Origin of the sequence: Heyndrickxia sporothermodurans, from assembly GCF_003055045.1 — a bacterium.
Classification (GTDB): Bacteria; Bacillota; Bacilli; order Bacillales; family Bacillaceae_C; genus Heyndrickxia; species Heyndrickxia sporothermodurans.
This window is the reverse complement of the sequence record NZ_NAZB01000002.1, coordinates 33,505-46,414: the sequence shown is the minus strand read 5'-3', so window position 1 is coordinate 46,414 and position 12,910 is coordinate 33,505. Positions and strand designations below refer to the sequence as shown.

Annotated in this window: 11 protein-coding genes; 8 read left to right on the top strand and 3 right to left on the bottom strand. The window is 35.1% G+C overall.

Annotated elements, in window-relative coordinates; translation table 11 throughout:
• Positions 1 to 5 precede the first annotated feature (5 nt).
• Positions 6 to 1,691 carry a glycoside hydrolase family 13 protein gene (locus B5V89_RS00230; RefSeq protein WP_107920061.1) on the top strand — a complete coding sequence of 562 codons (1,686 nt, stop codon included), beginning with the start codon at positions 6 to 8 and terminating at the stop codon, positions 1,689 to 1,691.
• A 52-nt stretch (positions 1,692 to 1,743) separates the two neighbouring features.
• Positions 1,744 to 3,405: a glycoside hydrolase family 13 protein gene (locus tag B5V89_RS00225; protein ID WP_142406504.1), complete on the top strand. Its 1,662-nt coding sequence runs from the start codon at positions 1,744 to 1,746 to the stop codon at positions 3,403 to 3,405.
• A gap of 38 nt (positions 3,406 to 3,443) precedes the next feature.
• Here B5V89_RS00225 and speD read toward each other — a convergent pair whose 3' ends face one another.
• Entirely contained in the window at positions 3,444 to 4,262 is an 819-nt protein-coding gene (speD, locus tag B5V89_RS00220; protein ID WP_108069936.1) for an adenosylmethionine decarboxylase, read from the bottom strand.
• Between the two features lie 332 nt (positions 4,263 to 4,594).
• Here speD and helD point away from each other — a divergent pair, with 332 nt between their 5' ends.
• Both helD and B5V89_RS00210 read left to right on the top strand, forming a co-directional pair.
• Positions 4,595 to 6,898, top strand: coding sequence for an RNA polymerase recycling motor HelD (helD, locus tag B5V89_RS00215; protein WP_108069934.1), 2,304 nt, complete (start codon positions 4,595 to 4,597; stop codon positions 6,896 to 6,898).
• 598 nt (positions 6,899 to 7,496) lie between these two features.
• On the top strand, positions 7,497 to 8,444 hold the full coding sequence (locus B5V89_RS00210; RefSeq protein WP_066229291.1) for a magnesium transporter CorA family protein: 948 nt from the start codon (positions 7,497 to 7,499) through the stop codon (positions 8,442 to 8,444).
• A gap of 68 nt (positions 8,445 to 8,512) precedes the next feature.
• Here B5V89_RS00210 and B5V89_RS00205 read toward each other — a convergent pair whose 3' ends face one another.
• Positions 8,513 to 8,659, bottom strand: a complete 147-nt coding sequence (locus tag B5V89_RS00205; protein WP_107920058.1) for a lmo0937 family membrane protein — start codon at positions 8,657 to 8,659, stop codon at positions 8,513 to 8,515.
• A 145-nt stretch (positions 8,660 to 8,804) separates the two neighbouring features.
• Here B5V89_RS00205 and B5V89_RS00200 point away from each other — a divergent pair, with 145 nt between their 5' ends.
• The 3 genes from B5V89_RS00200 to B5V89_RS00190 all read left to right on the top strand — a co-directional run bounded on the left by B5V89_RS00200 (position 8,805) and on the right by B5V89_RS00190 (position 11,126).
• A complete protein-coding gene (locus tag B5V89_RS00200) occupies positions 8,805 to 10,232 on the top strand; it encodes a phospholipase D family protein (RefSeq protein WP_108069933.1) in 1,428 nt (475 codons plus the stop codon).
• An 85-nt stretch (positions 10,233 to 10,317) separates the two neighbouring features.
• A complete protein-coding gene (locus B5V89_RS00195; protein ID WP_373454624.1) occupies positions 10,318 to 10,803 on the top strand; it encodes a spore coat protein in 486 nt (161 codons plus the stop codon).
• A 185-nt stretch (positions 10,804 to 10,988) separates the two neighbouring features.
• The gene (locus tag B5V89_RS00190) at positions 10,989 to 11,126 is read left to right on the top strand and encodes a YjcZ family sporulation protein (protein WP_235598286.1); all 138 of its coding nucleotides are present in this window, start codon (positions 10,989 to 10,991) and stop codon (positions 11,124 to 11,126) included.
• A gap of 65 nt (positions 11,127 to 11,191) precedes the next feature.
• On the opposite strand, the gene B5V89_RS00185 is transcribed toward B5V89_RS00190, so the two are convergent.
• Entirely contained in the window at positions 11,192 to 11,512 is a 321-nt protein-coding gene (locus B5V89_RS00185) for a thioredoxin family protein (protein WP_108069931.1), read from the bottom strand.
• Between the two features lie 224 nt (positions 11,513 to 11,736).
• Between B5V89_RS00185 and B5V89_RS00180 the strand changes: the two genes are divergently transcribed.
• Positions 11,737 to 12,909 carry an FtsW/RodA/SpoVE family cell cycle protein gene (locus B5V89_RS00180; protein WP_108069929.1) on the top strand — a complete coding sequence of 391 codons (1,173 nt, stop codon included), beginning with the start codon at positions 11,737 to 11,739 and terminating at the stop codon, positions 12,907 to 12,909.
• Position 12,910 lies beyond the last annotated feature (1 nt).

Here is a 12,910-nt window from a genome sequence, read left to right as displayed (position 1 = left end):
AGCAAATGGAAAAAAGCTGGTGGAAAGAAAGTGTCGTTTATCAAATTTATCCGCGAAGCTTTAATGACTCGAATGGCGATGGAATCGGTGATCTAAAAGGGATAACAAATAAACTGGATTATTTAAAAGAATTAGGAATCGATGTCATCTGGCTTTCTCCTGTATATCAATCCCCTAACGATGACAATGGATATGATATTAGTGATTATCGAGCAATTATGGATGAATTTGGAACAATGGCTGATTTTGATGAATTACTGAGTGAAATGCATCAACGTGGAATGAAATTAATGATGGATTTAGTTGTTAATCATACGTCCGATGAACATGAATGGTTTAAACAAGCAAGAAGTTCTAAAGACAATCCATATCGAGATTATTATTATTGGAGACCGGGAAAAAACGGTCAAGAACCGAATAACTGGGAATCCGTCTTTAGTGGATCAGCGTGGGAGTATGACGAAAAAACAGAAGAATATTACCTTCATCTTTTTAGTAAAAAACAACCTGATTTAAATTGGGAAAACCGTAAAGTTCGTGAAGAAGTATATGAAACTATGAAATTTTGGCTAGATAAAGGCATTGATGGATTTAGAATGGACGTTATCAACTTTATTTCAAAAGTACCCGGATTACCGAATGGTGAAAAAATACTAGGGAAGAAATATGTCTCAGGTGCTAATTTTTATATGAATGGACCGAAAATTCATGAATATTTACAGGAAATGAATCAGGAAGTCCTTGCAAAATATGACATAATGACAGTCGGTGAAATGCCTGGTGTAGATGTTGAGATGGCAAAACAATACACGGGGGAAAACCGTAATGAGTTAAATATGGTGTTTCAATTTGAACATGTCGACTTAGATTCGGGACCTAAAGGAAAATGGGATTTAAAAGATCTGAATTTCCACGATTTTAAAGCCTCATTTACTAAATGGCAAAAAGGTTTAGAAGGTGTTGGCTGGAATAGTCTTTATTTAAACAATCATGATCAACCAAGAATGGTATCAAGATTTGGTGATGATAAAGAGTATTGGAAAGAATCGGCAAAAATGCTTGCAACTTTTCTTCATTTTCTACAAGGGACGCCATATATTTATCAAGGTGAAGAGCTTGGAATGACGAATGTTCGCTTTGACTCCATTGATGACTATAAAGATATCGAGATTTTGAATATGTATAAAGAAAAAATAGGTGAAAGCGATAGTGATCATCAGCAGATTATGGAATCCATCTATGTGAAGGGGAGAGATAATGCAAGAACTCCTATGCAATGGAATGACGAGAATCATGGAGGGTTTACATCTGGAACACCATGGATAAAAGTAAATCCAAACTATAAGGAAATTAATGCAAAGCAGCAGCTAACGGATGAGGATTCGATTTTTCACTATTACAAAAAGCTTATTCAACTAAGAAAACAACATGACATCATCGTGTACGGTACATATGATTTAATCTTACCGGATCATAATGAAATCTTTGCCTATACCCGTACATTAGGTGAAGAAAAGTTGTTGATTATATTAAACTTTTCTAAAGAAAATAGTTTTTTTGAACTTCCTAAGGAAATTCAGTTTAGTAATAAAGAGCTACTAATCTCGAATTATGAAGTGAATCCTGCTGACTCAATCGAAAAAATTACATTATTACCTTTTGAAGCAAGAGTATATAAATTATTCATTTAAAAATGCTTCGGTTTACACCTTATGATGAAAAAAGAAAAGCGAGGAAATGGTTATGAAGCAAACATGGTGGAAAGAAGCAATTGCCTACCAGATATATCCAAGGAGTTTCAAAGACTCAAATGGCGATGGAATCGGTGACTTAAACGGGATTATTTCAAAATTAGATTATTTGAAGGAATTAGGAATTGATGTCATATGGATCTGTCCAATGTATAAATCACCGAATGATGATAATGGCTATGATATTAGTGATTATCAGGACATCATGGATGAGTTTGGGACCATGGCGGATTTTGACTTATTGTTAGAGGAAGTCCACAAACGTGACATGAAATTAATCATCGATTTAGTTATTAATCATACAAGCGACGAACATCCTTGGTTTATCGAATCAAGATCTTCACGAAATAACCCGAAGCGTGATTGGTATATTTGGCGTGATGGGAAGAACGGGAAAGAACCGAACAATTGGGAAAGTATTTTCGGAGGTTCTGCTTGGAAGTATGATGAGAAGACAGACCAATATTTTCTCCATATTTTTTCTACAAAACAACCCGACTTAAATTGGGAAAATAAAGACGTGAGAAATGCACTTTATGAGATGATTAATTGGTGGTTAGATAAGGGAATTGACGGATTTCGGGTGGATGCGATTAGTCATATTAAAAAAGAAGAAGGTCTTCAAGATATGCCTAATCCAAAAGGACTACAGTATGTTCCATCCTTTGATAAACATATGAATGTTAAGGGGATTCAACCGTTATTAGAAGAATTAAAAAGAGAAACCTTTTCCAAATATGATATTATGACCGTCGGAGAAGCGAATGGTGTTGGGATAGATGAAGCCGATGGATGGGTAGGGGAAGACAATGGGAAATTTAATATGGTCTTCCAATTTGAACACCTTGGTTTATGGGATGCTGAAAGTAAAACAGATATTGATATTGTAGAGTTAAAAAAGGTTTTAAGCAGATGGCAAAAGGGGCTTGAAAACAATGGTTGGAATGCATTGTTTATTGAAAACCATGATAAGGCACGTGTCGTCTCAACATGGGGGAACGACGGAAAGTATTGGTATGAAAGTGCGACAGCTTTAGGTGCCATGTACTTTCTAATGCAAGGCACACCATTTATTTATCAAGGACAGGAAATTGGTATGACAAATGTAAACTATGCAACGATTGATGAATATGATGATGTCGCCACGAAGAATTTGTATAAAATTCAATCCGAAGCGGGTATCCCCCATGAGAAAATCATGAAAGTCATTTGGGCATCTAGTCGAGATAATTCCAGGACGCCGATGCAATGGTCGGATGATATCCATGCCGGGTTTACAACAGGTACACCATGGATGGGAGTAAATCCAAATTATCGTGAAATAAATGTAGAAAAACAACAAAAGGATCCACATTCTGTCTATCATTTTTATAAAAAAATGATTGCTTTAAAGAAAGAAAATAAAATTTTTACGTATGGTACTTATGATTTAATATTAGAAAACGATCCGCAGATTTTTGCTTATACAAGGACATTAAGTAATAAAAGAGTGCTTGTATTGACTAATTTATCAGATCAGTCTGTAAAATATGTTCACGATAATATCTTATTAAAATATGACAATTTGATTTTAAATAACTATGAAGTAGAGAAACATGAAATAACAAATCAATGTTTATTAAAACCATATGAAGCAAGGGTTTATTGGATCTAACAAAACAATGGACTTTCCATAATTGGAAAGTCCATTGTTTACTTTTCACTTTCCGAAATATTCCTGCCATAAAATATTTCATCCATTTCCTTTTTCAATCTTTCGGTTATTTTCTCTTCTTCTCCTTCAGCAAGTTCATCCTTTGTATACCCGAATAGATAATTATTTAAATCGAATTTTTTGATCTTACATTTTGTGTGAAAAATATGCTCCGGATAAACGTTCACATCTATCATATCGTAATTTTTTTTGATGCTGTCTGGAATGTAATTTTGGATAGAGCTTATGTCATGATCAATAAATAATTTCTGTCCTTTTTTGTTTCTAGTAAATCCTCTTACGCGGTAATCTATAGTCATTATATCTGTATCAAAGGAATGTATAAGGTGATTGAGAGCTTTAAGCGGAGAAATTTCTCCACAGGTGGATACATCAATATCCGCACGAAACGTACTAATTCCTTCATCTGGGTGATATTCTGGGTACGTATGTACAGTAATATGGCTTTTATCTAATTGTAATACAACTGATCCTGGAAGTGGCCCGGGAGACTCACTATATGATTCAGTAGGAACTTCGACAACAGGTCCTTCAGAAACTAGTAAGGTTACACTTGCTCCTTGGGGGATAAAATCTTGTTTTGCTGTGTTTAATACATGGGCACCGATGATATCTGATACATCATTTAAAATCGTCGTTAATCTGTCCGCGTTATATTGTTCATCGATATACTCAATATATGTTTCTCGTTCTTCCTTCGTTTTTGTAAAGCAAATATCATACATGTTAAAGCTTAAGGATTTCGTAAGATTATTGAAACCATGTAGTTCAATCCGCTGTTCAGGTGTAAGTTTCATATAGAATTCGCCCCCTTCTTCCATTTGTTTACCCTATTTTTATTATTCCACGCAATTTTTAGATGATACTTATAAAGTAGGATAAATAAATGAAATAATAAAAGGATTTCGGTTAACAAGGGGTAAGGATAACAGTTATATAAAGATGAGGTGGGCATAAAGACTGGAGTATTTCGAATAAAAGGAGAAAGTGGTGGCTACCAAGCATAGAAAGTGCTATAATGAAAATTGATCGATTTGTATTTGTAGAATAAGTATAATTATCTATATTAACATTAACACAAATAAAGAGCGATGTCAACTATTTTAGATTTTTTTTCAGGAGGTTTCTTATGACAATTCAAGACAACGAATGGTTACAAGAACAACAAAGGGTAGATGACACAGTTAGAAAGGTGAAAGATAAGAAGAAATCTTTAGTATCCCAAGTGAAAACTGTGAAAGAGGAAGCGGATGAGATTAAGCAGAACTTTTGGGAAGATGTCACAGTTAACCTTGACGAACCGGATGATGTTATTGAAACCTTTACAAGTATAAAGCAACAGGCAGAACTTCTTTCAGAACGTGAACGAAGTTATCGACATGTAGAAGAAAATATTTCTATTCTTAATAAGCTTGAATACTCGCCTTATTTTGCACGTGTGGATTTCAAAGAACAAGGTGAAGAAAAAGCAAATATTTATATTGGCATAGCATCTTTTCTTGATGGTGATGATTATCTCGTTTATGATTGGCGGGCGCCGATTTCAAGTATTTATTATGATGGAAGCCCAGGACCTGTTTCTTATGAAACCCCGGAAGGTCCTCGTCAAGGTGAAATGTTATTAAAACGACAATTTATCATAAAAGATGGACAGATCGAGTCATTATTCGATACAGGGGTAACGATTGGCGATGAAATGCTTCAAGAAGTGCTCGGAAATAGAGCGGATACGCATATGAAAAACATCGTTGCGACCATTCAAAAAGAGCAAAATAAAATAATCCGTGATATTAAAAGCCGTTTATTATTTGTCCAAGGTGCAGCAGGAAGTGGAAAAACGTCCGCGGCATTGCAAAGAATCGCCTATCTCCTATATCGTTTTCGTGATTCGCTTCATTCAGATCAAATTATCCTTTTTTCACCTAACCGTTTGTTTAATCAATATATTTCAAAGGTACTTCCAGAGCTTGGTGAAAATAATATGGAACAAACAACGTTTTTAGAATTTGCACAATCGAGAATTCCAGACCTAACAGTTGAAAGCTTATTCGAACAATTTGAAACAAGTTTAAACGCGGCAGATAATCACTATAGAACTAAGGCGATTCGATTAAAGAATGATTTGTCCTTTGTTCATGCGATCACTGATTATGTGGACAATTTAGCTACTTCTGGTTTGTTTTTTAAAGACATCAGCTTCCGTGGGAAGATACTCATATCAAAGGAGGAAATTTCCAATCTCTTTTATTCTTATGATCGTTCCTATTCCCTACCAAACCGTTTCCCGCTTATTCAGAAGGAATTATTAACAAGATTGAAAGAAATCGCTAGGGAGGAAGAAAAGAAACAGTGGGTAGAAGAGGAAATGGAGTTATTAGATAGGGAAGATTATTTAAAGGCATTTCAGCATTCTCAAAAAGGGGAAGATGACTTCAATTCTTTCGATCAAGAAAAGGAGTTTTTAGCTAAACAAATTGTAAATAATTATTTCAAAAAAATACGGGCGGGAATAAAAAGGAATCGTTTTTTTCACCGTAAAGCTCAGTATGTAGATTTTTTAAAAAAGGTTCCGGAATTACTTACTCTTAAAAATTATGATATCCATGCAAATGATTGGGCGGAAATTCAAAGAAGTACGATCAAATCACTAAATGGAAAAAATATCCAAATGGAAGATACTGTTCCTTACATGTATTTATACGATTTAATTGTCGGAAGAAAAAGTGAAACTTCAATGAAATATGTGTTTATCGACGAGATTCAAGATTACACACCTGCACAACTTGCCTATATGAAATTTATGTTTCCGTATAGTAAGTTCACGATGCTTGGTGACATCAATCAATCGATTTTCAATAACGGAAGTGATTCTCCGATACAAACATCGATGAAAATATTCGGTGAGGAAAAAGCTGAGATTATTCGTTTGACGAAAAGCTATCGATCAACAGCTGCGATTACAGCATTTACTAAAGCGATTTTACCGGATGGGGAGGCAATTGAGCTATTTGAGAGGGAAGGTGAACTCCCATCTATTGTAATTGAGGGTACATTTGAAGACCTTATGGATCAAATTGCTAGGCAAGTTGAAAGATTAGCGTTGCAATCAAGTTCTATTGCCATTATCGGTAAGACGATGCAAGATTGTGAGCAAGCATATCATCAGTTAAAGGACAAAATAGACATCTCATTAATCGGCTTGAAAAATCAAGAATTAGCAGAAGGCCCGATCATTCTTCCATCCTACTTAGCAAAAGGATTGGAATTCGACAGTGTGATCGTCTTAAATGCATCAGACGATAAATACAACGACGAATCAGAACGTACCTTGCTCTACACAATTTGCACAAGAGCCATGCACCACCTCATCATCACCAGCCTATACCAACCATCACACCTTTTCGATAGGGTTCCTAAAAAATTATATAAATAAGAATATCAACTCAAGCATACACACGCGTATGCTTGAGTTTTTTACTTTTTAATCCATGTTAAAGTACAATCTTAGTCCTTACACAAAGTAGATTGGAGCGGAAGGGTGCGAGACTCCTGCGGGAAAAACGGTAAACGGGAGACCCCACAGCGAGGTACGAGCGAGGAGGCTCCCGAACCGCCCGCGGAAAGCGAGCACCCTGTAGCGGAAATCTACGTCCATGTCTAGCACAAAGTAACTAAATTTAGCATTATATATGAAAAGAATTCAGAAAAATAAAATGTTTCACGAATGGATTGTTCTTTCAGCCATTTGAGTTTAAGATTAGAAGGTACAAAAATTACTTTTTCGTCTAGCTACAGCGCCTAGCCCCTCGAGGTCAAATAACCTTCAGCAATAAAAGTCAAAGTGCGGACTTTTATTGCTGAAGAACATTTGCTTGTCGGGGCTGATCAAGGCGCTTACGCTTTTGATAAAGGGAGTTGATATATTTGGATAACCCAAATGGTCCTGAGCCAATAGAATATGAGGAAGTCAATATATCAACATTCTTGTTGAAGGTAAGATGACTTCCTCGTCACCAAGAGGAGGTTAGATGATGTTAGAAATCTACAAAACAAATGAAATGAACAAGCTAGAAGCAGTATCTGAAATCACAAAAGGATGCTGGATTAACTTAGTTTCACCAAATGAAGAAGAAATTCAATACGTGGCAAATCATGCTTATGTACCAGTCGATTTCATTAGGGATGCACTAGATGATGAAGAACGATCTCGGATTGAAAAAGAAGAAGGAGATGTCTTTATTATCATTGATTACCCGTATATTTTGAAAGACGAATCAGGATATTCCGTCTATGAAACTTTGCCACTTGGAATTATTTTAACAAACGAGTGTATCATCACGATTTCACTTAAAGATGCCCAAGTACTGATGGATTTTAAAAATAATAAAATTAAAGGCTTTTATACGTATAAAAAAACACGATTTGCCTTACAAATCCTATTTGTTATTTCATCCTATTATTTACGCTATTTAAAGCAAATCAACAAAAAAACCGACGATGTTGAACGGGAATTACATCAAACATCGATGAAAAACAAGGAATTGTATTCCTTACTTGCATTAGAAAAAAGTTTAGTTTATTTTACAACATCATTGAAATCAAATAAAATGGTGCTCGATAAAATTCTCCGTATTAATTATATAAAAATGTATGAAGAAGATAAGGACTTATTAGAAGATGTAATTATCGAGAATACACAGGCGATTGAAATGGCGGCAACGTACAGTTCAATTTTAAGCAGTATGATGAATGCTTTCGCTTCCATCATTTCAAATAATTTGAACGTAGTCATGAAATTTTTAACCTCGATTACAATTATTCTATCTTTTCCAACAATGGTTGCTAGTTTTTTAGGTATGAATGTCCATTTACCATTTCATTTAGAAGAATATCCACATGCGTTTTTAACAGCAATTATTTTTGCCATCTTTTTAGCAAGTTTAACTGCATTCATTTTTTGGAAAAAGAAATATTTTTGAAATAAAACAAGGCTGATCATGATGATCAGCCTTGTTTTTCTGTTCTTCAATTACCTTCTTTTTCTTTATTATGATTTTCCGGAGCGCGTAACTAGCTTGATGATTAAAATAATAACAGCTATAACTAGAAGTATATGAATGAGCCCACCGGCAACATGTCCGATTAATCCTAAAATCCATAGCACGATAAGAATTCCAATTATTGTCCAAAGCATATGTAGCTCACCTTTCATGTTTTTTTATTACTGTTAGAATACCCATCTTGTTTAATAGTAAACCAATAACCCTACTAGGGGACATGTTATAACCGTTTCATTTTCGGGAAAACTAAGGTAATGACCGAGGTGAGGAGGGCTACCGGTGACAAAGAAGAAAGTTCTTTTTTTTCTTTTATTCCTATTTTTTCTTGTTTACGTTAGCACCATTCTTTATCACGTATATAAACCTCTTCCGAAAGGAATTTCCTATGAAGGGCAAATACATCATGTTTCAGAAGATGATATTTCCTTTTTAACTGATTTAACCTACCAAAAAGAGGGGCATCTGCAAATAGAGCAAGAAATCTTCCCTCGAATCTTTGAAGTCATTGAGCAAGCTCAGCAATTTATTGTTTGCGATTTTTTCCTTTTTAATAGCTACTATGATCATGATTTGAATTTCCCACCTTTAAGCGAAAGCATGGCGCAAAGACTCATTCGTAAGAAAAGAGAAAAACCAAATATGCGAATCATCGTAATTACCGATGATATCAATACATACTATGGATCACATAAATCAAAGGAACTAGAAGAAATGAAACGAAATGGGATAGAGGTAGTGATGACGAATTTAGATCCTTTACGAGACTCAACTCCTCTATACTCCGCTGTTTGGAGAATGTTCATTCGCCCATTTGGTCAATCAGGGAAGGGGTGGATACCTAATGCGATGGCAGATACCGCACCGCATATGACCATCCGATCGTACTTGGAATTATTAAATATTAAGGCCAATCATCGAAAAACATTTGCGACAGAAAAATCCGCATTTATTTTATCAGGCAATCCCCATGATGCTAGTGCATATTTTTCTAATCATGCAATTGAAATCAAAGGACCGATAATTCAAGATTTACTACTATCCGAACAAGCAGCAGTCGAACTTTCAAACGGACCAAAGCTACCGACCTATTCATCAAAGGATGGAAAAAAAGGAGAATATGAAGTCCAACTATTAACAGAGGGAAAAGTATTTGAGCATATTTTAAAAGCTATCAATCAAACAAACCCAGGGGATGAATTATGGATGGGAATGTTCTATATTGCGGATCGAAAAATAATCCATTCCTTGCTCAAAGCCGCTGATAGAGGAGTAAATATTAAATTAATTTTGGATCCAAATGAAAATGCCTTTGGAAATAAAAAATCGGGCCTTCCGAATCGACCTGTTGCCAGGGAACTAAACAAGAAATCTAAAGGAAAGATTCATATTCGATGGTATAACACGGGTAAAGAACAGTATCATGCAAAGCTAATATATATAAAGAAACGAAAGCACGCCCAAATCTTTAGTGGCTCCACCAATCTCACTTTACGAAACTTGGCCGATTATAATCTTGAGACAGATGTGAAGATAACAGCACCGATTGAAGCAAAATTAGTTGGTAAAGTTGACCGCTATTTTCAGCGAATTTGGACAAATCGGGATGCCAAATATACATTGGAGTTATCTAAGTTTCAAGGCAAACTTATTTTTTTACAAAATGGTGTGTATCGTTTGCAAAAATTATTGCATTTGACAACGTATTGACTAGCGTTAAGCCCATTTTCCCAAGGATAACCTTCCACTTTCGCCTATTATGAATAAACTATAAGCGATTTGAAATAGGAGGGGAATACTGATGGCAAGACAATTAGCTTGGCATGAAACACTTGAATTGCATGAATTAATGGCCTTACAGGCAAACTGTTTAATGCATTTAAAAAAGTCAGTGAAAAAAGTGACAGATCCGGAACTTAATGATTTGTACGTATCATCCATTCGTTCGATTGAAAAAAACTTAAAAGAACTTGTTCCATTTGTGAAAAAAGCTCCTTCACCTAGAATGGACCTAATACGTCAAGATGAAACCGGATTCTTTGCCGGGAATTTATTAGGTGCTGCGAAAACATCAGTTAAAACATATGCCGCAGCAATTACAGAAACAGCTACACCTGAATTAAAAGCAATTTTTACTAAACATTTAAATAATAGTATTAAGTGGCATACGAGGGTATTTGAATATATGCATAGAAAAGGATTGTATCCTGCATACGATCTACACACATTATTGGAACATGATACAAATAATGTCCAAAAAGCGTTATCCATGAAATATTAATTAATCCGGGCCCATCTAATTCGATGGGTTTTTTGAAATATTTCTCCGAATAAAGTGGTATTTTAAATACTTCCAATCTCTCTTAGACTTATGCCTTTCCAACAAAAGTGTATGTACATATGATGGTAGTGACGTTGTTAGGAAAAAAATTTCTATTCAACGAAAATGGAAAGGAGGAGATAAAGATGGGTTTTGGTTTTGGAGGAGCTCCGTGGTGTCGACATCATGTGGTCCAGCCTGTTGCACGACCACCATTTAATTTTGCGTTAATCGTAGTCCTATTTATCCTGCTTATTATTGTAGGTGCAGCTGTTTGTATGTAATGAAATGATGGAGTAAAAAAGGGGGTTGTCTGATGCTTTGCTTTTCAGACAACCCCTTTTGCTCTTTAGTAGCCGGCACTATCTAGAAATTCTCTCACCTGCTCAGGGCTTTTCGCATTAGCACTATGAAGATGATGAGTTTTTTCTCCGTTTTGATAAATTAATAAACTTGGGATTCCCATAACATTATATTTTTCAGCTAGCTCAGGGAAGTTATCTCGATTAATTTCATACCATTTATATTGTCCATAATCATTGATAATGTCGTCAATGAACATATTTAGTCGTGTACAATCTGGACACCATCCAGCATAAAACTTAACGATGACTGGATTAGAGCCTGATATAGCTGCTTCAAAATCTTCAAGAGTCTTAATCTCTTCCATAAATATTACCTCCATATGACCATGTTTTTTGTACTATTAGTATTGTATAGATAGTTGCGATTTCATACAATGATTTAGCTTATGTTAGTTGGCTGGAAGCAGATTATAATATACAATAGTATTCTTGGAACAAATTGTTTCTTTGTCCCATTGACATGATTCAGTATAATGGTAGTATGTGTTTTTAATGACTTTTTTAGATTTACTTAGGAGACGAGGATAGTATGACTTCGCAAAAAGGAAAAACTTCAAAAATAGATTATGGCCTTGTGTTGACACTTATGCTAATGTGCTTAGTTAGTTTAATCTCTATCTACGGTGCACAAAAAGCTGGACAATTAAATGAAAATTACTTAGTAAAACAGGTCATCTGGTATGTAGTTGGCGTTTGTATTATTGCTGTGTCCATCCATTTTGATTCTGATCAACTAAAAAAGTTATCATGGTATCTTTACGCATTCGGAATTGTTTTGTTAGGATTTTTAATTATTGCTCCTGAAAGTATTGCCCATGTAACAAAGGGGCAAAAAAGTTGGTTTACCGTGCCGTTTATGGGAACCTTTCAGCCTTCGGAAGTCGTGAAAGTTTTCGTTATAATCGCATTAGCACGAACGATTGTGGATCATCATGATAAATTTCTTATTAAGACAGTCAAGACGGATTTTTGGTTGTTAATTAAACTAGGCTTAGTTGCCGGACTGCCACTGGCCTTAATTATGCAACAGCCTGATTTAGGAACAGCTTTAGTAGTTGTTTCGATTTTATTAGGAATCATCTTTGTATCAGGGATTACTTGGAAATTACTGCTACCGATTTTTGGTGGTGGTGGTTTAGTAGCCGGTATAATCCTTTATTTCGTTATTTGGATGCCCCAAGTTTTAGAAAAATATTTACATGTTAAACCTTATCAATTTAATCGTATTTATTCATGGCTTGACCCGTATAAATATAAAAGTGATTCAGGATATCAATTAATCAATTCGCTACTTGCCATAGGTTCTGGACAAACACTCGGCAAAGGATTTAACATTAGTGAAGTAGATATACCTGAGAGACAGACCGATTTTATATTTAGTATGATTGGTGAAAATTTTGGATTTATCGGTGCAAGTGTTGTTGTCAGCTTATTTTTTATGTTGATTTACCATATTACTAAAGCTAGTTTAGAAACTAAAAATAACTTTTATTCCTATATTTGTGCTGGGGTGATCGCAATGATTACTTTCCATGTGTTTGAAAATATCGGAATGACGATTGGACTACTGCCAATAACGGGTATTCCTTTACCATTTATTAGTTATGGGGGAAGTTCGTTAATGGGAAATATGCTTGCTATTGGTCTCATCTTTTCCATACGCTATCATTATAAAAAATATATGTTTGGTACAGAAAAGTAAA